The following is a 23,106-nucleotide window of genomic DNA, read 5'->3' on the forward strand; positions in this document are numbered from 1 at the left end:
GAGGTCCCGCAGCTCTGGCTCGCGCTCCTGCTGGCGGTCCTGATCATGGCGGCGGTCTCGTTCGTCCTGGTCGGCTCCAGCCCCCGCAGCGTCGGGCGCGCCAACGCCCGCGCGGTCCTGTCCACCAGCGCCTCGCTCGTGCACGTGCTCCGGCTCGCGCTGGGTCCGGTCGCGCACGGGCTCGTGGCCCTCGGCAACCGGGTGACCCCGGGAACCGGGCGCTCGGCGGGGTTCTCCTCCGAGGAGCAGCTGCTCAGCATGGTCGACGAGGCGACCGAGCAGGACGTGCTCGAGCAGGACGACCGCGAGCTGATCCACTCGATCTTCGAGTTCAACGACACCTTCGTCCGCGAGGTGATGGTGCCCCGCACCGACATGGTGACGATCGAGGCGACCTCCTCCGTCGGCGCCGGCATGGGGCTCCTGCTGAGCCGCGGCATCTCCCGGCTCCCCGTCATCGGCGACGGCGTCGACGACGTCCTCGGCGTGCTCTACCTGCGCGACGTGGCCCGGCACACCTACGAGCGGCCGGACGACGACGACACGGTCGCCGATCTCGCGCGCCCCGCGCTGTTCGTGCCCGAGTCGAAGAAGGCCGACGAGCTGCTCCGCCAGATGCAGCTCGAGTCCAACCACCTCGCGATGGTGGTCGACGAGTACGGCGGCATCGCGGGCCTGGTGACGCTGGAGGACCTGATCGAGGAGCTCGTCGGCGACATCTCCGACGAGTACGACCGCGAGGTCGACCTCTTCGAGGAGACGGCGCCCGGGGTCTACCGCGTCTCGGCGCGCCTGCCGGTGGACGAGCTCGGCGAGCTGTTCGAGCTCGACCTCGAGGACGACGACGTCGACTCGGTCGGCGGACTGCTGACCAAGGCCTACGGGCGCCTCCCCGAGCGCGGCGCGACGGCGCGGATCGGCGGAGTGCTGCTCGAGGCCGAGCAGGCGGACCCTCGCCGTGGGACCATCTCCACGGTGATCGTCCGCCGCGATCCCGATCTGGACACCGCCGGCGAGCCCGGCACCGGCCCCGTCGCGATCATCGCGGACGGCGGCACCACCACCCCCAGCCCGAGCACGGCTCCCACCCGCGGAGCCACGGGCGATCAGCACGAGGACGCACGATGACCGACACCACTCCCGCCGCCGCTCCCTACCGGGCGGGCTTCGTGTCCTTCGTCGGCCGCCCGAACGTGGGCAAGTCGACGCTCACGAACGCCCTCGTCGGCGAGAAGATCGCCATCACGAGCTCGAAGCCCCAGACCACGCGGCGCGCTATCCGCGGAGTGGTGCACCGCACCGACGGCCAGCTGATCGTCGTCGATACCCCCGGCATCCACCGGCCGCGCACGCTCCTCGGCGAGCGGCTGAACTCGCTCGTCACCTCGACCCTCGGCGACGTCGACGTGATCGGGATGCTGTTCCCGGCGGACGAGCCGATCGGCCCGGGAGACCGCTTCATCAACGAGCAGCTCGACTCCTTCCCGCGCGCCCGGAAGGTCGCGATCGTCTCGAAGGTCGACCTCTCCTCGAAGAAGTCCGTGGCGAAGCAGCTGCTCGCCGTCTCGGAGCTGCGCGAGTGGGACACGATCGTGCCGATCTCGGCCGTGACCGAGGAGCAGCTGGACGTCCTGGCCGTCGAGCTCCTGCGCCTGATGCCGGTCTCGCCCGCCCTCTACCCGGAGGAGGCGGTGACCGACGAGGACCTGTCCTCGCGGATCGCCGAGTTCATCCGCGAGGCCGCCCTCGAGGGCGTCTCGGACGAGCTGCCGCACTCCCTCGCCGTGACGCTCGACGACATGGTCGAGCGCGAGGACGGCTCGCTGATCGACATCTACGCCAACGTCTTCGTGGAGCGCGACAGTCAGAAGGGCATCATCATCGGCAAGGGCGGCCAGCGCCTGCGCGAGGTGGGAGCCGTCTCCCGCGAGCAGATCGAGCGTCTGCTGGGCCGCCGCGTGTTCCTCTCCATCCGGGTGAAGGTCGCCAAGGAGTGGCAGCGCGACCCGAAGCTGCTGGGGCGCCTGGGCTTCTGACGCCGGAGGACGACCGCGGTCACCCTCCAGGACGACGCCCCCGGGCGCGCGGACCCGTAGCGTGGTCCTCATGCGCGCCCTCCTCGACCGACCGGCGGCCCTGCCGATCGCCGGGGCGCTGCTCGCCGCCCTCCATCTGCTGCTCGGGCTCACCGGGGTCACTCCGACCGAGCGGATCGCCGGCGGCCTCGTGCTCGCGCTGGCCCTCGCCGTCGCGGGATTCCTGCCCGCGCTCGCCCCCTCGCTCGTCGCGGTCGGCGCGCTCGCCGACGGAGGCGTCCTGCTCGGCGGCGTCCCCGTCGACGGGGTGCTCGTCGGCCTGGTCGTCCTCTGGCAGACGACCCGCCGGGTGGGCCCCTGGACCCGTGCCCTGGCGCTCGCGGGCGGCCTGATTCTCGCCGGGATCGGCGGCGTCACCGTCGCGCTCGGCCTCTCCGGCCCGCTCGATCCGTCCGGGCTCCCGGCGCGCGTGGAGTTCGTGGTCCTCGCCCTGGTCGCCCTCGCGGTCGCCTCCGTGCTCGGTGCGGCGAAGGTCCTCGTGTACCTCAACGCGCTGCGGGCGCCGGTCCTCGCGGGCGATCGGATCGACGCGCTGCTGACCCGGGTCGCCGGGCCGCAGGACCCCTTCGCGGTGGGGGTCGCCGGTGGTCAGGCGCTGGTGCTCCTCCTCGTCGCCGGCCTCCCGTTCGCCGGGGTGGACGGCGCGATGCAGCTGCTGGTCGCGGGCGTGCTCGCGGTCGCGCTGGTACTGCACCGGCGGTCACCGGTCCTCGCCCTCTCGATCGCCTGGGCCGGTGCCGCCCTGCAGATGAGCGCGAGCCTCACTCCCGGACCGGCGGATCTGGCCATCCTGGCCGTCCTCTTCGGCGCCGGCGCGTCGGAGTCGCGACGGGTGCGGATCGCGGGCGCGGTGTCGGCCGTCCTCGGCGCCGTGGTCGCCGTGGTCTACCTCGTCCTCGTCTTCGACCTCGTCGCGAGCGCCTACGACGGCCTGCTGTCGGCCGGAGCCACCTTCGGCGGGATCCTCGCGACGCTCGGCCTCTCCTGGACCATCGGCCTGCTCTCGCGGGCGGTCCGCCGGGCCCGGGAGGGCCAGACCCTGCGCGCGCAGGCCGAGCAGGAGCGCGCCCGAGCGCAGCGCGAGCTCGACACCGTGGAGGAGCGCAACCGGATCGCCCGCGACATGCACGACGTCGTCGCCCACTCCCTCGCCGTGGTGATCGCGCAGGCCGACGGCGCGCGCTACCTCGGCGCCACCAGCCCCGAGCAGACCGACGCCGCGCTGCTGACCATCTCCTCCGTCGCCCGGGACGCCCTCGGCGACGTGCGCGTGCTCCTCGCCCAGCTGCGGCACTCGCAGAGCGACGGCCCGCAGCCCGGCGCCCGCGACCTGCCGGCCCTCCTCGACAGCGTGGGCGGAGCCGGAGCCCCCGTCCGCGCCGAGCTCGCCGTCGACCTGGAGGCGGTGCCGCGCGCCGTCGGTCTGGCCCTGTACCGCATCGCCCAGGAGGCGACCACGAACGCTCTCCGCCACGGCCGCCCGGGCTCGCCGCTCGACATCGCCCTGCGCCAGGATGGCGGCGAGCTCGCCCTGACCGTGCGCAACGCCCGGTGCGCCGACGTCGAGCGCGACTCCCTGCCGGGCGAGGGCCACGGCCTGGTCGGCATGCGCGAGCGCGCCGCGCTCGTCGGGGGAGTGCTCGCCGCCGGCCCGGTCGGGGACGACTTCGTCGTCGACGCGCGCCTGCCCTCCTCCCCGTCCCTCGCCCGCACCGCCCCACCCCTCGCCTCCGGAGGCAGCCCCGCATGACCGACACCATCCGCCTCGTCCTCGTCGACGACCAGGCCCTCTTCCGCGCCGGCATCCGCATGCTGCTCGGCTCGCAGCCCGACCTCGAGGTGGTCGGCGAGGCCTCGGACGGGGCGGAGGGTGCGGAGCTGGTCGCGCGGCTGGCCCCCGACGTCGTGCTGATGGACATCCGGATGCCGGGCGTCGACGGGATCGAGTCGACCCGGCGGATCCTCGCGGACGCGCAGGAGCGGCGGGTCGAGCCTCCGCGCATCCTCGTGCTGACCACCTTCGACCTCGACGAGGCCGCCGCGCGCGCCATCCGGGCGGGCGCGAGCGGCTTCCTCCTGAAGGACACGGAGCCCGGCTTCCTCCTCGCCTCCGTCCGCACCGTGCACGCGGGGACCGCCGTGGTCGCCGCCTCCGCGACCCGCGAGCTCTTCGAGCACTTCGGAGCGGCGGGCAGCGGACGCGAGACCCCGCCCGCCTTCGCGACCCTCACCGACCGCGAGCGCGAGATCTTCCACCTGGCCGCGCGGGGGATGAGCAACACCGAGATCGCGCGCGCCGAGTTCCTGAGCGAGGCGACGGTGAAGACGCACATCAGCCGCACCCTCGGCAAGCTCGGCCTGCGCGACCGCGTGCAGCTGGTGGTCTACGCCTACGAGAACGGCCTGGTCTCCTAGCGCGGGACGCCGGGGTGACGCGCCGCGGGGGCGGTGCTACCCTGACCGGGTGCGCTTCGGACAGCTCCTCCTTCTCCGCCGCGACGAGATCTGATCCTCAGGCCATCCTCGTCGCGGAGTCCGTCGTCGGCTGAACCATCCCTCGCCCGCGAGGTCGATCCGCATCCGGATCCCCGCGAGACCGCCCGACCGGCACCGCCCACCAGCGGAGCCGCACGCGAGCGGGATCGGTCACGAGCGAGAACAGACACGTGCGCACCACTGCGCCGGGAGAGCACCTCATGCTGAACAACCAGAAGCCGTCGCCCATGCCGATCGGCAAGTACCGTCCCTTCCACGAGCTGATCGCCGTGGACCTGCCCGACCGCACCTGGCCGTCGAAGCGCATCACGACCGCGCCCCGCTGGTGCGCCGTGGACCTCCGCGACGGCAACCAGGCGCTCATCGACCCGATGAGCCCCGAGCGCAAGCGCATCATGTTCGATCTGCTGGTCCGGATGGGCTACAAGGAGATCGAGGTCGGATTCCCGAGCGCGAGCCAGACCGATTTCGACTTCGTGCGCAGCCTCATCGAGGAGGGCGCGATCCCCGAGGACGTCACCATCCAGGTGCTGACCCAGGCCCGCGACCACCTGATCGAGCGCACCTACGAGTCGATCCGCGGCGCGCGCCAGGCGATCGTGCACCTCTACAACTCCACGAGCGTGCTGCAGCGCGAGGTCGTGTTCCGCAAGGACCGTCAGGGCATCATCGACATCGCGCTGGCCGGCGCCCGCAAGTGCCGCGAGATGGAGTCGACCGTCCCCGGCACGGCCGTCTACTACGAGTACTCGCCCGAGAGCTACACCGGCACCGAGCTCGACTTCGCCCGCGAGATCTGCGACCGGGTCGTCGAGGTCTTCGAGCCGACTCCCGAGCGCAAGGTCATCCTGAACCTGCCCGCCACCGTCGAGATGGCCACCCCGAACGTCTACGCAGACTCGATCGAGTGGATGAGCCGCAACCTCGCGCAGCGCGAGAACATCGTGCTGTCGCTGCACCCCCACAACGACCGCGGCACGGCCGTGGCGGCGGCCGAGCTGGGCTACCTGGCCGGTGCCGACCGGATCGAGGGCTGCCTCTTCGGCAACGGCGAGCGCACCGGCAACGTCGATCTGGTCGCGCTGGGCGTGAACCTGTTCACCCAGGGGATCGACCCGCAGATCGACTTCAGCGACATGGACGGCATCAAGCGCACCGCCGAGTACTGCAACCAGCTGCCCGTGCCCGAGCGCAGCCCCTGGGCGGGCGACCTGGTCTTCACCGCCTTCAGCGGCTCGCACCAGGACGCCATCAAGAAGGGCTTCGAGGCGATGCAGGCCGAGGCCGAGCGGACCGGCCGAAGCGTCGACGAGCTCACCTGGGCCGTGCCCTACCTGCCGGTGGACCCGAAGGACCTGGGCCGCTCCTACGAGGCGGTCATCCGCGTCAACTCGCAGTCCGGCAAGGGCGGAGTCGCGTACCTGCTGAAGACGGACCACGCGCTCGACCTGCCGCGCCGGCTGCAGATCGAGTTCTCGGGCGTCGTGCAGGCCAAGACCGACGCCGAGGGCGGCGAGGTCACGAGCGAGCAGATCTGGACGGTGTTCCAGGACGAGTACCTGCCGGCGCCCGCCGAGCGCGCCGACGAGAAGTGGGGCCGCTTCGAGCTGCTGCGCACGAACACGTCGAGCGATCTGGGCGGCAGCATCGCGCTGGACGCGGTCCTCCGGGTGGGCGACGAGCGCGTCTCGGCCAGCTCGCGGGGCAACGGCCCGATCAACGCCTTCGAGGCCGTGCTGGAGCAGCAGGGCGTCGAGGTCCGGGTCCTCGACTACGTCGAGCACGCGCTCAGCGCCGGCGGCGACGCGCTGGCCGCCTCGTACGTCGAGTGCACGGTGAACGGCCGCACCCTGTGGGGCGTGGGCGTGGACGCCGACATCTCGACCGCCTCCCTCAAGGCCATCGTCTCGGCCGTCAACCGCGCCCTGCGCGAGGAGGTCCCGGTCCGCGAGCTGGCCGGCGCCTCCGCCTGATCGGGCCCGATCCCCGCCGTGGGAGCCGTGATGCGTCGCGGCTCCCACGGCATTCCCGTGCGCGGACCGCGCGGGACTCCGCTCCCTGCGTCCGGGTCGGCCGCCGCTAGGTCCGGCGGCGCCAGCGCAGGCGCGGCACCCCGCTGAGCGCGCGCTGTTCGGGCAGGCTCCAGCCGTAGCGGACCGCGAGCAGCCGGATGACCGTGGTCACGCCCACCGCGAGCGGCGCGGCGAAGTCGATCGTCACTCCGAAGCGCAGCGCGAGGACCAGGACGCCGGTGCCCACCGAGGCGGCGACCGCATAGAGCGAGCCGACGTGCATCAGCGCGATCGGCCGGTTCAGCAGGATGTCTCGGACGACGGATCCGCCGACGGCCGAGACGGTGCCGACGAACACGGCCGGCACCTCCGGCACGCCGAGCGACAGGGCCTTCGTGGTGCCGATCGCGCCGAAGAGCCCGAGGGTCAGCGCGTCGAGGGCGGTGATCGTCCCGTCGACCCGGTTCAGCAGGTGCTGGAGCAGCATCCCGAGCAGGGAGGCGGTCACCGCGACGATCAGGTACGCGTCGGTGTGCAGGGCCACCAGAGGCGTCTGGAGCAGCAGATCGCGGAGCACGCCGCCGCCGAGGCCGGTGGCCGTGCCGATGATCGTGACGCCGAGCAGGTCGATCCGGCGGTCGCGGAACTCGCCCGCGAACATCGCGCCCTGGAGGCAGCCGATGGCGATCGCGAGCAGGTCGGCCCAGGCCGGGATCTCGAAGAGGGAGGCTGCCACCCGGACATCGTTCCACGGCGCGGGCCCTGCTCCGGCCGGGCTGCCAGCCGGGTGTCGGGGGTCGGGGGGATAATCGGAGGATGCCCACCTATCGCGACGAAGCCGTGGTGCTCCGCACGCACAAGCTGGGCGAGGCCGACCGCATCGTGACGCTGCTCTCGCGCAGCCACGGCAAGATCCGCGCGGTGGCGAAGGGCGTGCGCAAGACCGGCTCCAAGTTCGGCTCGCGGCTCGAGCCGTTCATGGTCGCCGACCTCCAGCTCTACGAGGGCCGGAGCCTCGACATCGTCACGCAGGCCGAGTCGCTCGGCGCCTACGGTGCGCTGATCGCGGCCGACTACGACAGCTACACGGCGGCGAGCGCGATGGTCGAGACGGCGGACCGCCTCACTGACGCGGACGCCTCCCTGCAGCAGTACCTGCTGCTCGTCGGGGCCCTGCGCTCGCTCTCGAAGCACGAGCACGAGCCGGTGCTGACGCTCGACTCCTACCTCCTGCGGGCGCTCTCGATCGCGGGCTGGGCGCCCAGCTTCGAGGACTGCGCGCGCTGCGGCGCCCCCGGGCCCCACGGCGCGGTCGTGGTGCAGCTCGGAGGCGTCGTCTGCGCCGACTGCACGCCGCCCGGCGCACCGCGGGTCGCTCCGGAGGTCGTGGTCCTGCTGGGCGCACTGCTTACAGGAGACTGGGCCCATGCCGAGACCACCGAGCCGACCACGCGGTCGCGGGCGAGCGGAGTGGTCGCCGCCTACACGCAGTTCCATCTCGAACGCGGTCTGAGATCCCTGGAGCACGTCACCCGATGAAGCCCTTCACCCACAAGGACGCCGAGCCGTACCGCCCCCTCGACTGGACCGGGATCCACCCGCCCGCGATCCCGCGGAAGGCCGTTCCGGGGCACGTCGCCATAGTGATGGACGGGAACGGCCGCTGGGCGAACTCCCGCGGCCTGACGAGGATCGAGGGGCACAAGCGCGGCGAGACGGCGCTGCTGGACGTCGTGGCCGGAGCGATCCAGATCGGCGTGAAGCACCTCAGCGTCTACGCGTTCTCGACCGAGAACTGGAAGCGCTCGCCCGAGGAGGTGCGCTTCCTGATGGGCTTCAACCGCGACGTGCTGCACCGCCGGCGCGATCAGCTCAACGAGTGGGGCGTGCGCATCCGCTGGGCCGGCCGGAAGCCGCGCCTGTGGGCGTCGGTGATCAACGAGCTGCAGTTCGCCGAGCGGATGACCGCGGACAACGACGTGCTCACCCTCACCATGTGCGTCAACTACGGCGGGCGCACCGAGATCGCCGACGCGGTGCAGCGGCTCGCCGCCGAGGTCCAGGCAGGGCGGCTCAAGCCCTCCGGCATCTCCGAGAAGACGATCGCCCGGGCGCTCTACGTGCCCGAGATGCCGGACGTCGACCTCTTCGTGCGCTCCTCCGGCGAGCAGCGCACCAGCAACTTCCTGCTCTGGCAGAGCGCCTACGCCGAGATGGTGTTCCTCGACCGGCTCTGGCCGGACTTCACGCGGACCGACCTCTGGGACGCGATCGAGCACTACTCCGGCCGCTCCCGCCGCTTCGGCGGCGCGGTCGACGTGCCGGGGGCCTCCTCGTGATCCGGGCCGGAATCGTCGGCTTCGGGCTCGCGGGCAGCGTCTTCCACGGTCCGTTCCTCGCGGCGGATCCCGCTTTCGAGGTCGTCGCCGTCTCCACCCGCGACGCCGGTCGGAGGGCCGCGGCCTCCGTCGCGCATCCGGAGGCCCGGATCGTGCCCGACCTCGACGCGGTGCTCGCCGAGCGGCCGGAGCTGGTCGTGCTCGCCTCGCCGCCGTCGGTGCACCGGGAGCAGGCCGTCCGGGTGCTCGAGGCCGGTGTCGCCGTCGTGATCGACAAGCCCTTCGCACCGAGCGCCGCCGACGCGGACGCGATCATCGCCGCCTCCGAGCGGAGCGGTGCGCCCGTCTTCGTCTTCCAGAATCGGCGCTGGGACGCCGATCTGCTCACGCTCCGCCGCCTCCTGGGCGAAGGGGTCCTCGGCGAGGTCCTCCGCTTCGAGTCGACCTTCGAGCGCTGGAGCGCGCCGAAGACGGGCCGGTGGCAGAGCGAGACGGGTCCGGCCGAGGGCGGCGGGATCCTCTTCGATCTCGGCAGCCACCTGGTCGACCAGGCGCTGCTGCTGTTCGGCCCGGCGGTCGTCACGGCGGCCGAGACCCGGACCGTCCACGAGGGCTCGGCGAGCGAGGACGACGCGTTCGTCTCGCTCCTGCATCACAGCGGCGTCCGCTCCCACCTCACCATGAGCCGCGTCGCCCGGGCGACCGGGCCACGCTTCCGCGTGCTCGGCACCCGCGCCGCCTTCAGCGTCGACGGTCTCGATCCGCAGGAGACCGCGCTCCGCACCGGCGGCGCCAGGCCCGACGACGACGGCTTCGGCGAGGTCGCGCCGGAGGGATGGGGCGTCCTCGTCGACGACTCCGGCGCACACCCCGTGCCGAGTGAGCGGGGACGATACGCCGCGTTCCTCGAGCAGGTCGCGCGGTCGCTCCTGGACGGCGCTCCCTCGCCGGTGAACGTCCGCGAGGCCCGCGAGGTCGTCGCCGTGCTCGAGCAGGCGCACGCCCTCGCCGCCCGCTGACCGGGCCCGCCGCCGACGCGCCCGGTCGCTCCCCGGTCTTGGCGATCCGGCTCCGGAGCGTCATCCTCGAGAGGTGAGCACCGCACTGCCGAACTCCGCCGACCTGCGCGCGCGCTTCGCCGGTGCCCGCGGCTACCACAACGCCTGCACCCTCGGCCTGCCGCCGCGGGAGACCGTCGAGGCGCTGCGGGCGGACCTCGACGGCTGGTCGTCCGGGGAGAGCACGGCCGCCGCCTACGGCGCTGTCGCCGAGCGCGCGCGTGCCTCGTTCGCCGCGATCGCCGGCGTCCCGGTCGACCGTGTCGCGATCGGCTCGCAGACCTCCGCCATGGCCGCCGTGCTCGCCGCCTCGCTGCCCGACGGGGCCCGCGTGCTCTGCGTGGACGGCGACTTCTCCTCCATCGTGTTCCCCTTCCTCGCCCAGGCGCACCGCGGAGTGACCGTGCGCTCCGTCGCGCTCGAGGCGCTGGCCGACTCCGTCGAGGACGGGGACGACCTCGTCGTCTTCTCCGCCGTGCAGTCCAGCAGCGGAGCGCTCGCCGATCTCGACGCCGTCCTCGAGGCGGCCGCGCGCCACGGAGTGCGAACCGCGTGCGACCTCACGCAGGCGGCCGGCGTCCTGCCGGTCGACGCCTCCCGCTTCGACGCGACCCTCACCCACGCCTACAAGTGGCTGTGCTCGCCGCGCGGAGTGGCGTTCCTCACCGTCTCGCCCGCCTATGCGGCCGAGCTCGTCCCCGTGCAGGCGGGCTGGTACTCGGGGGAGGACGTGTGGTCGTCCTGCTACGGTCCGGCCATGCACCTGGCCGAGAACGCCCGCCGCTTCGACGTCTCGCCGGCCTGGCAGGCGTTCGCCGGCGCCGAGGCGTCGCTCGCTCTGTTCCGCTCGCTCGACCTCGACGCGGTCTGGGCGCACGCCTCCGGCCTCGGCGACCTGCTGTGCGAGCGGCTGGACCGGGAGCCTCAGCACCGGGCGCTGGTGTCCTGGCCGGACGAGGGGGGAGCGGACCTGGAGCTGCTGCAGGCCGCGGGTCTGCGCGTCTCCGGCCGCGGCGGCCGGCTCCGCATCGCCTTCCACCTCTGGAACGATGAGTCCGACGTGGACGAGCTCGTCCGCGTGCTGCGGGAATAGCGGGGCGCCCCCTCCGTTGTCCTGGGGGTGAGTGCTGAGCCGAGCCCCCTGTCCGTCGACGTCTGGTCCGACATCGCCTGCCCCTGGTGCTACATCGGGAAGCGCCGGTTCGAGCGCGGGCTCGAGGCCTTCCGCGCCGCGCACCCCGAGGCTCCGGAGGTCGTCGTGGAGTACCGCAGCTTCGAGCTCTCGCCGGACACGCCGGAGGACTACCGCGGGGGAGAGGCGGCGTTCCTTGCCGAGCACAAGGGCATCCCGGAGGCGCAGGCGCAGCAGATGCTCGACTCCGTCACGGCGATCGCGGCGAGCGTCGGCCTCGACTACCACTTCGAGTCGGTGCGCCACGTCAAGACGGTCACCGCCCACCAGGCGCTCCACCACGCCAAGGAGAACGGACTGCAGCTCGAGCTCGTCGAGCGTCTCCTGAGCGCGTACTTCGTCGAGGGCCGCGACCTGGCCGATCCGGAGGTGCTCGCCTCGCTCGCCGGCGAGGTCGGGCTCGACCCGGCGGAGACGCGCCGCGCTCTCGAGGACCGGCGCTACCTCGGGCGGGTGCAGTCCGACATCGCCAAGGCCCGCGAGTACGGGATATCGGGGGTGCCGTTCTTCGTCCTCGACGGGCGCTTCGGCGTCTCCGGCGCCCAGGAGCCGGCGGCGTTCACCGAGGTCCTCGAGCACGTGCTGGAGCAGCGGGCGGCCGTCGCGTGAGCGGGCCGTTCGAGATGCTGGGCGACTCCGGCGGGCCGCTGTGCGAGGACGGCGTCTGCGCCGTGCCCCCGGCCGCAGAACCGCAGGCCGAGGTGCCGCCGATCACCGCGGAGGCTCCTCCACGGTGATGTCGGCGACGGTCGCGCCGTAGGCGGCCACGAGGGCGTCCGCGTCGACGAAGGCGCTGCGCCCGTCGGCGCCGGCTCCCATCGCGACGCGGCGGCCGAGGATCCGCTCGTCGGCGTAGACCGGCCAGGCCGTCGTGGAGCCGATCGGGGTGATGGTGCCGCGCCGGTAGCCGGTCGCCTCGAGGGCGGCCGTCTCGTCCGGGAGGCGGAGCTTGTTCACTCCGACCACCGCGCGCAGCTTCGGCCACGCGATCTGCCGCCCGCCGGGGACGAGGGCGAACAGGTAGCCGCCGTCGTGGCGCTTCACCACGAGCGACTTCACGATGTCGCCGGGCTCGATGCCGAGCAGCGCGGCCGCCTCGTGCAGGCTGCCGGCAGCGGGCCTCTCCACGATCTCGACCGCCAGGCCGCGGGCGGACGCGTCCGCCTCCAGCCGCTGCGAACCGTCCTCCACAGGTGTGTTCCCGTTCATCTCTCCACCTCTCTGCTCGTCACTCCGCCTTCCCCAACACAGGATCTGGGAGAATCGATACCGATGTCCTCCACTCTCACGGCCGCCCCGCCCGCGCGCACCGCGCCGGCGCTCCGGATCGGCCCCCTCGAACTCGACGCGCCGGTGGTGCTCGCCCCCATGGCGGGCATCACCAACACGGCGTTCCGCCGCCTCTGCCGCGAGTTCGGCAACGGCCTCTACGTGAGCGAGATGATCACCTCCCGCGCGCTCGTCGAGCGCACGCCGGAGTCGATGCGCCTCATCCGCCACCACCCCAGCGAGTCGGTGCGCTCGATCCAGCTCTACGGAGTGGACCCGGTCACGGTCGCCGAGGCGGTCACCATGCTCGTCGCCGAGGACCGGGCCGACCACATCGACCTCAACTTCGGCTGCCCCGTGCCCAAGGTCACCCGGAAGGGCGGGGGAGCGGCCCTGCCGTGGAAGCTCCCGCTGTTCCGGCAGATCGTCGAGGGCGCCGTGAAGGCCGCCGGCGACGTCCCGCTCACCGTCAAGATGCGCAAGGGCATCGACCCGGACCACCTCACCTACCTCGAGGCCGCCCGTGCCGCCGAGGGCGCCGGGGTCGCGTCGATCGCGCTGCACGCGCGCACCGCCTCCGAGTTCTACAGCGGGCACGCCGACTGGTCGGCGATCGCCACGCTCAAGGAGACGGTCACGAGCGTGCCCGTGCTGGGCAACGGCGACATCTGGTCGGCCGAGGACGCGCTGCGGATGATGGCCGAGACGGGCTGCGACGGAGTCGTCGTCGGTCGCGGCTGCCTCGGGCGCCCCTGGCTCTTCGGCGACCTCGCCGCCGCGTTCGCCGGCTCCGACGAGCGGTTCCGCCCCTCGCTCGGGCAGGTCGCCGAAGCGTTCCGCCGCCACGCGGAGCTGCTCGTCGACTTCTTCGAGAGCGAGGAGCGCGGCTGCCGCGACATCCGCAAGCACGTCGCCTGGTACTTCAAGGGCTACGCCGTCGGCGGCGACCTCCGCGCCCGCCTGGCCACCGTCGAGTCGCTCGCGCAGCTCGACGAGCTCCTGGCGACGCTCGACTGGACGCAGCCCTATCCGGGCGAGGCGGCCGAGGGGCAGCGGGGCCGCGCCGGCTCGCCCAAGGTCCCCTCCCTCCCGGACCGCTGGCTCGAGTCCCGCGAGCTCGACGCCGGGCAGCGCGACGCGGTCTCGGCCGCCGAGATCCACAACAGCGGTGGATGACCGCGCGCTCTGGGGGTACTCGCTCGTCGACACCGAGCGGTTCCTGCCGGAGGACCACTCGACCCGCCGCTCCGACTTCGCCCGCGACCGCGCCCGGCTCTTCCACTCCAGCGCGCTCCGCCGCCTGGCCGCGAAGACCCAGGTGCTCAGCCCCACGGCGGGCGTCGACTTCGCGCGCAACCGCCTGACCCACTCGCTCGAGGTGGCGCAGATCGGCCGGGAGCTCGCCACGAGCCTCGACCTCGACCCCGACGTCGTCGACACGGCCTGCCTCGCGCACGACATCGGGCATCCGCCGTTCGGGCACAACGGCGAGCGCGCGCTCAACACCTGGGCCGAGGGGATCGGCGGCTTCGAGGGCAACGCGCAGACCTTCCGGCTGCTCACGCGGCTCGAGCCGAAGGTGTTCGGCGACGACGCCCGCCCCTACGGGCTGAACCTCACCCGCGCCAGCATCGACGCTAGCTGCAAGTACCCCTGGCCCGACACGCGCTCGGTCGCCGACCCGTCGGGGCGCGCCAAGTTCGGCTTCTACGCCGACGACGCCCCCGCGTTCGCCTGGATGCGCGAGGGCGCCCCCGAGGGGGTGCGCTGCATCGAGGCCGAGGTGATGGACCTCTCGGACGACATCGCCTACTCCGTGCACGACTTCGAGGACGCGGTGGTCTCCGGCTACATCGACGTCGAAGCACTCGGCTCCCGCGCCGACCACGAGGACCTCGTGCAGTCGATGCACTCCTGGGTCGGCGGGGAGGTCGGACACGACGAGCTCGTCGCCGCTTTCGACCGTCTCGACTCGCTCGACGTGTGGGTCTCCTCCTGGGACGGCTCCCGCCGCGACCAGGCCCGGCTCAAGAACCTCACCAGCCAGCTCATCGGCCGCTTCGCCGCCGCCGCCACCGAGGCCACCCGCGAGGCGTACCAGCACCCCGACCTCGTCCGCTTCGGCGGCCACGTCGTCGTCCCCCGCGAGCAGCAGGCCGAGATCGCCGTGCTCAAGGGGATCGTCGCGACGTTCGTGATGTCGCGGAACACCCGCCAGCCCATCTACGCTCAGCAGCGCGAAGTCCTCACCCGCCTCGCCGACACCCTCCTCGACCGCGGCCCGGGAACCCTCGAGCCCGGCTTCGCCGAGGACTGGCACGCCGCCCCCGACGACGGCGCCCGCCGCCGCGTCGTCGTCGACCAGGTCGCCAACCTCACCGACCAGAGCGCCCTCGCCTGGTTCGAGAGGCTGTGCTGAATTCCACGCCGGTCCTCGCCCGGCGTGGCGCGGTCGGCTCGGCGACGTGGTGCGGTTCGTGGAGCGGGGTGCGTCCGCCTAGGGCGATCCGCTGGCACGCGGATCGGCCGTTCGGCTGTGCTCGATTCCACGCCGGTCCCTGCCCGGCGTGGCGCGGTCGGCTCGGCGACGTGGTGCGTTTCGTGGAGCGGGGTGCGTCCGCCTAGGGCGATCCGCTGGCACGCGGATCGGCCGTTCGGCGGTGCCGGGGGCACGCCGGTCACCGCCGGGCGTCACCGCGGTCGGCTTGTCGGGGTGGTGCGTTTCGTGGAGCGGGGTGCGTCCGCCTAGGGCGATCCGCTGGCACGCGGATCGGCCGTTCGGCGGTGGCGGTGCACGCCGGTCACCGCCAGGCGTCACCGCGGTCGGCTTGTCGGGGTGGTGGGTTCCAGGGAGCCGGGTGCGTCCGTCTGAGGCGATGCGTCGGCATGCGGGTCGGCCGGTCGGCTCGGAGGGCGGGGAGGGCGCCGCACCGCGAGGCGCGGAGGGGCGCGGGGCGGCGGGTACGGTGAGGGCGTGGGAGCGGAGCGGACACGGCAGCGGATCCTCGAGGCGGCGACGGAGGAGTTCGCGGCGCACGGGCTGGCGGGAGCGCGGGTCGACCGCATAGCGGCACGGTCGGGGATGAGCAAGCCGATGCTGTACTCCCACTTCGGAGCGAAGGAGCGGCTGTTCGACGCGGTGTTCGACGCGCACGTGCTCGCCAACGCCCAGCGGGTGCCGTTCACGGCGGCGGACCCCGCGGACTACGCGAGACGGCTCTACGACGACTACCTGGCCGACCCCGCGCTGATGCGCCTGGTCATGTGGAAGCGGCTCGAGCAGGAACCGGACGGCTACCTGTACGCGGGCAACGAGGGCATCGACGAGGCGAACCTCGCCGACATCGCGGAGCAGCAGCGCGCCGGCCTCCTCCGCCCCGACCTCGACCCTGCCGATCTCTGGACCCTCCTCATCGCGACCGCCGCGGCCTGGGCCCAGGGCTCCGTCACCACGGTCGCCGACCCCGGCGACCCCGACCCTGTGCACCAGCGCCGACGAGCCGCACTGGGACAGGTCGTCGACGCGGCCCTGCGACTCCGCTGACGATCCCGGAGAAGCTACCAACCGGTAGGTAGTGTTGCCGGCATGCTCACCACTGCACTCCTCGCCGAGCGTCCCGGCGACTCCCTCCGCTCCACCGTCGTCGGGCGGCGCGAGCTGCGCGCCGACGACCTCGACGTCCGCGTCGACTTCTGCGGCGTCTGCCACAGCGACCTCCACGCGCTGGGCGCCGACGCGGGATACCCGCTCGTCCCCGGCCACGAGTTCGTCGGCGAGGTCCTCGCCGTCGGCACGGGAGTCACGGCGTTCCGCCCGGGCGACGCGGTCGCGGTGGGGAACATCGTCGACTCGTGCGGCGAGTGCGGCATGTGCCGCGCCGGCCAGGAGAACTTCTGCGCGAGCTCCCCGACGCTCACCTACGGCGGCACGGACCGGATCGACGGCACGCCCACGCTCGGGGCGTACTCCGGCCGGTACGTCGTGAGCGAGCGGTTCGCCTACGCACTCCCCGAGGGTCTGGACCCGGCCGCGGCCGCACCGCTTCTCTGCGCGGGGATCACGGTCTGGGAGCCGTTGAGAGCGTCGGGAGTCGGGCCCGGGACCCGCCTCGGTGTGGCGGGCCTCGGCGGACTCGGCCACCTGGCGGTCCGCCTGGGCGCGGCTCTCGGCGCCGAGGTCACGCTCCTGACCACGTCTCCGGGCACGGAGCCGGACGCCCGCCGGCTCGGAGCGCAGCACGTCGTCGTCACGACGGACGCGGAGGCGCTCACCGCCGCCCGCGACTCGCTCGACGTCGTGATCGACACGGTGTCCGCCCCGCACGACCCGGCTGACTACCTGCGCGTGCTCACCCTCGACGGCACCCTGTTCCTGCTCGGGCACCTCGGCACCGTGACTGTGGACGTCCTGGACCTGCTCGTCGGCAGGAAGCGGCTCGCCTCGGCCGGCAGCGGAGGGCGCCGCTGCACGCAGGACCTGCTCGACTTCTGCGCCGCGGAGGGCGTCGCCGCGGAGGTGGAGGTGCTGCCGGTCGCGGAGGTCGAGATCGCCCTCGACCGGCTGGCGAGGAACGACGTGCGCTACCGCTTCGTCCTCGACCTCCGCGGCATCGACGACGACCTCCGGTGACGCCGCCTGTCGAGGATCAGCCGGCGAGCAGCTGCCCGTAGCGCTCCGCGGGATCGAGGGCGAGGCCGGCCTTGACGCTGCGGGCGATGTCGTCGGCGAGCACCTCGGAGTCGCCGCGCTCGAGGCCGTCGAGGGCGGCGGTCACGATCGCCTCCGGCGAGGACTTGGGCGCGTCCGTCCAGGACGCCATGTCGGTGTCGACGAACCCCATGTGCAGGCCGAGGACCTGGGTGCCCTGCTCGGCCAGAGCGAGGCGGAGGCCGTCGGTCGCGCTCCACGCCGCGGCCTTCGACATCGAGTAGGACTCGGCGCCCGGGAACGACGTGAAGGACGACACGGACAGCACGGTGAGCACGGCGCCGCCGCCGGCGCGACGGAGGTGGCCGGCGAAGGCGCGGGTCAGCAGGAGCGGTCCGAACGCGTTCGTCTCGACGGTGCGGCGGATCTCGGCGATGTCGCCGGTGAGGAAGGGCACGGTCGGCGCGATGCCCGCATTGTTGACGAGGATCCGCAGGTCGCCGAGCTCGGCGGCCAGTTCCTCGATGCGCTCCGGGTCCGTCACATCGAGTGCGACGGGGACGACGCCCTCGCTCACCGCGATCGAGGAGACCTCGCGGGCGGCGGCGTAGACGGTGCGGGCGCCGCGGGCGCGGAGCTGCCGGACGAACTCGGCGCCGATGCCCCGGTTGGCGCCGGTGACGAGGGCGGTGGAATCGTGGATCTGCATGGGGTCCGCTTTCTGTAGCGATCGATAAAGAACGGGTGACGACGCTAGCACATTCCGTAGCGCCTGCTATAGATTGATGGGCATGGCAGGACGACCGAGGAGCTTCGATCGCGAAGCGGCGCTGCGGACCGCGATGAACCGCTTCTGGAGCGACGGCTACGACGAGACGACGGTCGCGGTGCTCACCCGCGACATCGGCATCTCGGCCCCGAGCCTCTACGCCGCCTTCGGCGACAAGGACGAGCTCTTCGAGGCCGCCGCGGCCTGCTACTCCGGCACCGCGAACGCCGTGCTCGAGGAGCTGCTCGACCGGCCGACGGCGCGCGAGGCCGTCGCCGCCGTCGTGCGCGTCAGCGCGGAGGGGTACTCCGCGCCCGGCACTCCTGCCGGCTGCTTCGTGCTGAGCGAGCCCCGGCTCGAGGCCCGTCGCCGCGAGATGGAGGCGCTCGTCGCCGCCCGAGTCGAGCGCGGGATCGAGGAGGGCGACGCGCCGCCGGAGACGGACGCCGGATCCGTCGCCGCCTTCGTCGTCGCCGTGCTCAGCGGGATGTCGACGCAGGCCCGCGACGGAGCACCGGCGGACCGCATCGCGGTCATCGGCGAGCTCGCACTCGGCGCGCTGCCGGCGGCCACGGGCGTGCGAGCCGCAGGGCGCACGCCGGGAGCTCCCGGATGAGGCCGCGTCGGCCCCGTCTCGGCCTCCTCGCCCTGGTCGTCGCGGGGCTGCTGCTGGTCCAGCCCGCCGCGGCCTCGGCTGCACCGCTGCTCCCTCCCGCGAACGGCGTCCTCGACTACCAGCTGGGAGGCGCCTACGCTCCGGCGTCGAGCGTCACCATCGTCGACCGCGACCGCACGGACGCGCCCGCCGCCGGCCGCTACAGCATCTGCTACGTGAACGCCTTCCAGACCCAGCCCGGCGAGAGCGCCGCCTTCGCGAAGCGGCACCCCGAGCTCCTGGTGAGGCGAGCGGACGGGAAGCCCCTCGCCGATCCGGGCTGGCCGGGCGAGTACCTCTTCGACGTCTCGACCGCCGCGAAGCGGACCGCTCTGCTCGCGATCGTCGGCGCCTGGATCGACGGCTGCGCCGAGGACGGCTTCGACGCCGTCGAGGCCGATAATCTGGACAGCTACACCCGCTCGGGCGGGAGGCTGACGAAGTCGCAGGCGCTGGCGTTCGCCACCCTCCTGACGGCGCGCGCTCACCGCTCCGGCCTGGCGATCGGCCAGAAGAACGGAGCCGATCTCGCCGCTGCCGGGAAGAGGACGGTCGGCTTCGACTTCGCCGTCGTCGAGGAGTGCCAGGTCTACGACGAGTGCGCGGCGTACACGGACGTCTACGGGCGCCAGGTCTACGAGATCGAGTACACCGACAACGGCCGGTCCGCCTACTCCGAGGCCTGCGCCGCGCAGGGCCGGAGCATCTCGGTCACCCTCCGCGACCGCGACGTCGTCCCCCGTGGCGCAGCGGGCTACGTGAACCGGCACTGCTGACGCCGGGCGGCCGCTACCGCAGGGCTCCCAGCACGACGGCCGCGGCGCGGGCGACCAGCGCGTCGTCGTAGTCCGCCTCGGGGTCGTTGCGCGCCGAGAGGATCGACAGCACGACCGCGTCCCGCCCGGGAGGCGTCACCACGGCGACGTCGTTGCGGATCCCGCCGGCGCCCCCGGACTTGTCCGCGACGCTCCAGCCGGCCGGAGCGCCCGCCCGGACGAGAGTGTCGCCGGTCGCGTTGCCGCTCATCCAGTCGAGCAGGAGTGCCCGGTCCTCCGCGGACAGCACGTCACCTGTGGCGACCGCGGCGAGGTCCGCCGTGAACGCGGCCGGGGTGGTGGTGTCGTCGATGCTGCCGGGCTCGATCGTGTTCAGAGCGGGCTCCTCGTTCACCACCTCGGTGGTGGTGTCGCCGAGAGCCTCGAGTCCACGGTCGAGGGCGGAGGGTCCGCCGAGGCGCCGGAGGACGAGATTCAGCGCTGTGTTGTCGCTCCGGCGGACGGCCGCCTCGGCGAGCTGCGACAGCGGCAGGCCGGTGGCGGTGCTCTCCTCCGTGACGGGGGAGTAGCCCGCCGCCTCGACGTCGGCCACGGTCCAGGTGACCACCTCGTCCCGCTCGGCGGCGGGGACGGTGCGCAGGAACTCCGCCGCGGCGAGGGCTTTGAGGCTCGAGGCGAAGCCGAAGCGCTCGTCGGCCCGGTGATCGACCCGGCGACCCGAGCCGGTGTCGACGGCGCTGACGCCGATCCGGGCGTCGAACTCGTTCTCGAGCACGGCCAGCTCGGCGGCGACGTCGATCGGAGGAGGGGTGGCGGAGGACGCCGACGACGGCACGGAGGCGGACGACGGCGGCGCGACCGGGGCGTCCGCGGTGGTGGTGCACCCGGCGAGGGCCAGGAGGAGGGCGGAACCCGCGAGTGCGCGGAGGGTCCGCGACGACCCTCTCGAACGCTTCACAGCGCGGAGTAGACGACGAAGAAGGCGACGGCGGCCGCCGCGGTGATGCCGAGCGCCGCGAGCGAGACGAGTGCGCGCGGCCTCCTCCGCACGACGGCCAGGACGAGGAAGCCCGCGCCCAGGACGATCTGGAGCCACCAGTACACCGGACTCGTGGTGTCGGCGACCGCGCCCAGCGCCCAGACGCCCTCGCCGATCAGCACGCCCGAGAGCGGCGCGACAGCCAGGACGCGCCACGTCCTCGAGCCGTGGAGGGTGAGTGCGGCGGCGGCGCCCAGGATCGGCCCGGCGGGGACGGCGAGCAGCCAGAAGACGTCCGTGAAGGGAGGCGAGTAGCCGAAGCCGCGCGCCGCGGTCACCAGGTCGTAGCCCTCGAGCAGCGCCCAGAAGCTCAGCAGGCCGAGAGCGGTCGCCGCCGCCGGTCGGGCGCCGCCGAGGCGCACGAGCGCGAACACGAGCATGGACCAGCCCCCGGAGGAGTTGGCGAACGAGCTCACCGACGGCGGGAGGGAGCCCTGCAGCAGGCTGGTGAGCCCGCCCAGGACGAGACCGCCGAGCAGGGCGACGAGCAGAGCACGCAGGAGAGGCGGGCGGGCGGCGGCAGGGGGCATGGGTCGATTCTCGGAGACGGCGGGCGGGTGCGGATCAGGGATGACCCTGATCTCGGGGTGCGGGGCCGATCACAGGTCTCCGGGGTGATCCGCGCCGCCCTGGTGCAGTTCTCCCCACCCCGGCTCGGCGGCTCCGGCGGCCGATACGATGGACCCCATGCCTCGGATCCGACAGTCAGATGTCGAGGAGGTCAAGGCGCGGGTGAACATCGGCGACGTGATCGGCGAGTACGTCACGCTGAAGTCGGCCGGCATCGGCTCGCTGAAGGGCCTCTGCCCCTTCCACGACGAGCGCAGCCCCAGCTTCCACGTCCGCCCGCAGGCCGGCTTCTACCACTGCTTCGGCTGCCAGGAGTCGGGCGACGTCTACAGCTTCATCATGAAGATGGACCACAGCTCGTTCAGCGAGACCGTCGAGCGCCTCGCCGGGCGCATCGGCTTCCCGCTGCAGTACGAGGACGGCGACGGCCGCGCGCCCGAGACCGGCGGGCGAGCGCGCCTCCTCGCCGCGAACGACGCCGCGGAGGAGTACTTCCGCGAGCAGCTCGCGGCCCCGGGCGCCGACGTCGGTCGGCGCTTCCTCGGCGAGCGGGGCTTCGACCGCGCCGCCGCCGACCGCTTCGGCGTCGGCTTCGCGCCCGACGGCTGGGACGGTCTCACGACCGCGCTCAAGCGCCGCGGCTTCTCGGAGGAGGAGCTGACCACGGCCGGCCTGGTCAGCAGCAACAACCGCGGCGGCGTCTACGACCGCTTCCGCGGCCGCCTCGTCTGGCCGATCCGCGACGTGACCGGCCAGACCGTCGGCTTCGGCGCCCGCCGCCTCCTCGAGGAGGACAAGGGCCCCAAGTACCTCAACACCCCCGAGACGCCCGTCTACCACAAGTCCCAGGTGCTCTACGGGCTCGACCTCGCCAAGCGGGACATCTCCCGCGGGCACCGGGTGGTCGTCGTCGAGGGCTACACGGACGTCATGGCCTGCCACCTCGCCGGCGTCACCACCGCGGTCGCCACCTGCGGCACCTCCTTCGGCGTCGACCACATCAAGGTGCTGCGCCGGGTGCTGGGCGACGACAGCGGCGTCGGCGAGGTCGTCTTCACCTTCGACCCCGACGCGGCGGGCCAGAAGGCGGCGATGCGCGCGTTCCAGGAGGAGCACCGCTTCGCCGCGCAGACCTTCGTCGCCGTCGCGCCCGAGGGCCTGGACCCCTGCGACCTCCGCCTGAACCGCGGAGACGACGCCGTCCGCCGCCTCGTCGACGACAAGAAGCCGATGTTCGAGTTCGTGATCCGGCAGCTGCTGGACCGCTACGACCTCGAGACGGTCGAGGGCCGGATCGCGGCCCTGCGCGCGGCCGCCCCGGTCGTCGCCGAGATCCGCGACCCGGCGCTGCGGCCCGGCTACTCCCGCGAGCTCGCCCGGATGCTCGGCCTGGACATGGCCGAGGTCAACTCCGCCGTGCGCTCCGCCGGATCCCGGCCCCGCTCCTCCGGACCCGAGGGCCGCGACCAGCAGGGCGGCCGAGGCGGCGGCGGATCACCCGCGGCCGAGGCGCCCCTCGGCGCGCGCATCGCCGACCTCCCCGTCGACGTCGTCACGCGCATCGAGCGCGAGGCGCTGATGGCGATGCTCCAGCTTCCGCAGGCGATGGGTCCGGAGCTCCTGGCCAGGGCGGCGCACGCGGCGGTCACCAACGAGACCCTCCGCGTGGTCCGCGACGCCGTGGTCGCGAACCTCGAGCGGGCGGAGGACCGCGACTGGGTCGAGCACGTCGCCGACGACGTCCCCGGCCCCTTCGCCTCGCTGGTGCGCCAGCTCGCGGTGGCGCCGATCCCGGCCGCCGACGAGGAGGGGCTCGCCCGCTACTCCCGCGACGTGGCGATCTCGCTCATCGAGCGCGACCTGCTCCGCGAGATCGCCGAGCTGCGCGGGGCGCTCCAGCGCGCGTCCGCCGATCCGGTGATGGCGCGCGCGGTGCAGGTGCGCCTGGTCGAGCTCGAGCGCGAGAAGCGGGCGCTGCGCACGGAGTGAGCGTGTTGCGGTCGTGTGAAGAAATCGGCCGCACGCCCGTGCCGGTTCGGAGAGCGCTTCCAACTGTGTTACCTATGAGGAACAGCAATGCGGGCGTCCAGTGTCGTGACGCCACAGCCCACAGGAGATCTGTGTGCCGAGAGTCCGCGCGCCCGGAGCGCGCCCGCATCCCATCCTTGACAGGAAGAGGCAGACGGA

22 protein-coding genes are annotated in these 23,106 nt (G+C 73.1%); 17 read left to right on the forward strand and 5 right to left on the reverse strand.

Annotation, left to right across the window (positions count from 1 at the left end):
• From C5B92_RS11060 to leuA, 5 genes are all read left to right on the forward strand, one after another.
• Window positions 1–1,128, forward strand: a 1,128-nt coding sequence (locus C5B92_RS11060) for a hemolysin family protein (RefSeq protein WP_104350395.1), incomplete at its 5' end; no start/stop codon positions are given.
• Entirely contained in the window at window positions 1,125–2,036 is a 912-nt protein-coding gene (gene era, locus C5B92_RS11065) for a GTPase Era (protein ID WP_104223426.1), read from the forward strand. The genes C5B92_RS11060 and era, both read left to right, overlap by 4 nt.
• Before the next feature lie 70 nt (window positions 2,037–2,106).
• Entirely contained in the window at window positions 2,107–3,846 is a 1,740-nt protein-coding gene (locus C5B92_RS11070) for a sensor histidine kinase (protein ID WP_146079305.1), read from the forward strand.
• A complete protein-coding gene (locus C5B92_RS11075; RefSeq protein WP_104234459.1) occupies window positions 3,843–4,511 on the forward strand; it encodes a response regulator transcription factor in 669 nt (222 codons plus the stop codon). Before C5B92_RS11070 ends, C5B92_RS11075 begins: the two co-directional genes overlap by 4 nt.
• A gap of 281 nt (window positions 4,512–4,792) precedes the next feature.
• Window positions 4,793–6,565, forward strand: a complete 1,773-nt coding sequence (leuA, locus tag C5B92_RS11080; RefSeq protein ID WP_104238221.1) for a 2-isopropylmalate synthase — start codon at window positions 4,793–4,795, stop codon at window positions 6,563–6,565.
• A gap of 106 nt (window positions 6,566–6,671) precedes the next feature.
• Here the strand turns inward: leuA and C5B92_RS11085 are convergent, their stop codons facing one another.
• Window positions 6,672–7,340, reverse strand: coding sequence for a trimeric intracellular cation channel family protein (locus C5B92_RS11085; protein WP_104223430.1), 669 nt, complete (start codon window positions 7,338–7,340; stop codon window positions 6,672–6,674).
• Window positions 7,341–7,420: 80 nt separating this feature from the next.
• Between C5B92_RS11085 and recO the strand changes: the two genes are divergently transcribed.
• The 5 genes from recO (at window position 7,421) to C5B92_RS11110 (ending at window position 11,802) form a co-directional block, all read left to right on the forward strand.
• Window positions 7,421–8,143, forward strand: coding sequence for a DNA repair protein RecO (gene recO, locus C5B92_RS11090; RefSeq protein ID WP_104223431.1), 723 nt, complete (start codon window positions 7,421–7,423; stop codon window positions 8,141–8,143).
• Window positions 8,140–8,943, forward strand: coding sequence for an isoprenyl transferase (locus tag C5B92_RS11095; RefSeq protein WP_104238220.1), 804 nt, complete (start codon window positions 8,140–8,142; stop codon window positions 8,941–8,943). The genes recO and C5B92_RS11095 overlap by 4 nt, the downstream gene beginning before the upstream one ends.
• Complete coding sequence (locus C5B92_RS11100; RefSeq protein WP_104350396.1) at window positions 8,940–9,962, forward strand: Gfo/Idh/MocA family oxidoreductase; 1,023 nt, start codon at window positions 8,940–8,942, stop codon at window positions 9,960–9,962. The genes C5B92_RS11095 and C5B92_RS11100 overlap by 4 nt, the downstream gene beginning before the upstream one ends.
• Window positions 9,963–10,035: 73 nt before the next feature.
• Window positions 10,036–11,094 (forward strand): aminotransferase class V-fold PLP-dependent enzyme, encoded by a 1,059-nt coding sequence (locus C5B92_RS11105; RefSeq protein ID WP_104283503.1) that lies wholly within the window; start codon window positions 10,036–10,038, stop codon window positions 11,092–11,094.
• A 27-nt stretch (window positions 11,095–11,121) separates the two neighbouring features.
• Window positions 11,122–11,802, forward strand: coding sequence for a DsbA family protein (locus C5B92_RS11110; RefSeq protein WP_104350397.1), 681 nt, complete (start codon window positions 11,122–11,124; stop codon window positions 11,800–11,802).
• 102 nt (window positions 11,803–11,904) lie between these two features.
• Here C5B92_RS11110 and C5B92_RS11115 read toward each other — a convergent pair whose 3' ends face one another.
• Window positions 11,905–12,402 carry an aminoacyl-tRNA deacylase gene (locus C5B92_RS11115; RefSeq protein WP_104350398.1) on the reverse strand — a complete coding sequence of 166 codons (498 nt, stop codon included), beginning with the start codon at window positions 12,400–12,402 and terminating at the stop codon, window positions 11,905–11,907.
• Between the two features lie 63 nt (window positions 12,403–12,465).
• Here C5B92_RS11115 and dusB point away from each other — a divergent pair, with 63 nt between their 5' ends.
• The 4 genes from dusB (at window position 12,466) to C5B92_RS11135 (ending at window position 17,092) form a co-directional block, all read left to right on the forward strand.
• On the forward strand, window positions 12,466–13,638 hold the full coding sequence (gene dusB / locus C5B92_RS11120; protein WP_104223437.1) for a tRNA dihydrouridine synthase DusB: 1,173 nt from the start codon (window positions 12,466–12,468) through the stop codon (window positions 13,636–13,638).
• The gene (locus tag C5B92_RS11125) at window positions 13,631–14,881 is read left to right on the forward strand and encodes a deoxyguanosinetriphosphate triphosphohydrolase (protein WP_104350399.1); all 1,251 of its coding nucleotides are present in this window, start codon (window positions 13,631–13,633) and stop codon (window positions 14,879–14,881) included. Before dusB ends, C5B92_RS11125 begins: the two co-directional genes overlap by 8 nt.
• A 555-nt stretch (window positions 14,882–15,436) precedes the next feature.
• Complete coding sequence (locus tag C5B92_RS11130; RefSeq protein WP_104283504.1) at window positions 15,437–16,006, forward strand: TetR family transcriptional regulator; 570 nt, start codon at window positions 15,437–15,439, stop codon at window positions 16,004–16,006.
• A 42-nt stretch (window positions 16,007–16,048) separates the two neighbouring features.
• A complete protein-coding gene (locus tag C5B92_RS11135; RefSeq protein WP_104350400.1) occupies window positions 16,049–17,092 on the forward strand; it encodes an NAD(P)-dependent alcohol dehydrogenase in 1,044 nt (347 codons plus the stop codon).
• Between the two features lie 16 nt (window positions 17,093–17,108).
• On the opposite strand, the gene C5B92_RS11140 is transcribed toward C5B92_RS11135, so the two are convergent.
• A complete protein-coding gene (locus tag C5B92_RS11140; RefSeq protein ID WP_104350401.1) occupies window positions 17,109–17,819 on the reverse strand; it encodes an SDR family oxidoreductase in 711 nt (236 codons plus the stop codon).
• Window positions 17,820–17,901: 82 nt separating this feature from the next.
• On the opposite strand from C5B92_RS11140, the gene C5B92_RS11145 reads away from it, so the two are divergent.
• Together C5B92_RS11145 and C5B92_RS11150 are read left to right on the forward strand one after the other, a co-directional pair.
• Window positions 17,902–18,495, forward strand: coding sequence for a TetR/AcrR family transcriptional regulator (locus C5B92_RS11145; protein ID WP_104350402.1), 594 nt, complete (start codon window positions 17,902–17,904; stop codon window positions 18,493–18,495).
• On the forward strand, window positions 18,492–19,310 hold the full coding sequence (locus C5B92_RS11150) for an endo alpha-1,4 polygalactosaminidase (protein WP_104350403.1): 819 nt from the start codon (window positions 18,492–18,494) through the stop codon (window positions 19,308–19,310). The genes C5B92_RS11145 and C5B92_RS11150 overlap by 4 nt, the downstream gene beginning before the upstream one ends.
• 13 nt (window positions 19,311–19,323) lie before the next feature.
• Here the strand turns inward: C5B92_RS11150 and bla are convergent, their stop codons facing one another.
• Window positions 19,324–20,268 (reverse strand): class A beta-lactamase, encoded by a 945-nt coding sequence (gene bla, locus C5B92_RS11155; protein WP_104350404.1) that lies wholly within the window; start codon window positions 20,266–20,268, stop codon window positions 19,324–19,326.
• Window positions 20,265–20,879: a DUF6518 family protein gene (locus C5B92_RS11160; protein ID WP_181028808.1), complete on the reverse strand. Its 615-nt coding sequence runs from the start codon at window positions 20,877–20,879 to the stop codon at window positions 20,265–20,267. Before C5B92_RS11160 ends, bla begins: the two co-directional genes overlap by 4 nt.
• A gap of 157 nt (window positions 20,880–21,036) precedes the next feature.
• Here C5B92_RS11160 and dnaG point away from each other — a divergent pair, with 157 nt between their 5' ends.
• Complete coding sequence (gene dnaG / locus C5B92_RS11165) at window positions 21,037–22,908, forward strand: DNA primase (protein ID WP_104350405.1); 1,872 nt, start codon at window positions 21,037–21,039, stop codon at window positions 22,906–22,908.
• The last annotated feature ends 198 nt before the right edge of the window (window positions 22,909–23,106 follow it).

Source organism: Rathayibacter sp. AY1A4, assembly GCF_002930955.1.
GTDB lineage: Bacteria > Actinomycetota > Actinomycetes > Actinomycetales > Microbacteriaceae > Rathayibacter.

Coding starts and splice junctions, on each gene's coding strand:
- era (WP_104223426.1), top strand. CDS start 1,125: ATGACCGACACCACTCCCGCCGCCGCTCCCTACCGGGCGGGCTTCGTG.
- C5B92_RS11070 (WP_146079305.1), top strand. CDS start 2,107: ATGCGCGCCCTCCTCGACCGACCGGCGGCCCTGCCGATCGCCGGGGCG.
- C5B92_RS11075 (WP_104234459.1), top strand. CDS start 3,843: ATGACCGACACCATCCGCCTCGTCCTCGTCGACGACCAGGCCCTCTTC.
- leuA (WP_104238221.1), top strand. CDS start 4,793: ATGCTGAACAACCAGAAGCCGTCGCCCATGCCGATCGGCAAGTACCGT.
- recO (WP_104223431.1), top strand. CDS start 7,421: ATGCCCACCTATCGCGACGAAGCCGTGGTGCTCCGCACGCACAAGCTG.
- C5B92_RS11095 (WP_104238220.1), top strand. CDS start 8,140: ATGAAGCCCTTCACCCACAAGGACGCCGAGCCGTACCGCCCCCTCGAC.
- C5B92_RS11115 (WP_104350398.1), bottom strand. CDS start 12,402: ATGAACGGGAACACACCTGTGGAGGACGGTTCGCAGCGGCTGGAGGCG.
- dusB (WP_104223437.1), top strand. CDS start 12,466: ATGTCCTCCACTCTCACGGCCGCCCCGCCCGCGCGCACCGCGCCGGCG.
- C5B92_RS11135 (WP_104350400.1), top strand. CDS start 16,049: ATGCTCACCACTGCACTCCTCGCCGAGCGTCCCGGCGACTCCCTCCGC.
- C5B92_RS11140 (WP_104350401.1), bottom strand. CDS start 17,819: ATGCAGATCCACGATTCCACCGCCCTCGTCACCGGCGCCAACCGGGGC.
- C5B92_RS11145 (WP_104350402.1), top strand. CDS start 17,902: ATGGCAGGACGACCGAGGAGCTTCGATCGCGAAGCGGCGCTGCGGACC.
- C5B92_RS11150 (WP_104350403.1), top strand. CDS start 18,492: ATGAGGCCGCGTCGGCCCCGTCTCGGCCTCCTCGCCCTGGTCGTCGCG.
- C5B92_RS11160 (WP_181028808.1), bottom strand. CDS start 20,879: ATGCCCCCTGCCGCCGCCCGCCCGCCTCTCCTGCGTGCTCTGCTCGTC.
- dnaG (WP_104350405.1), top strand. CDS start 21,037: ATGCCTCGGATCCGACAGTCAGATGTCGAGGAGGTCAAGGCGCGGGTG.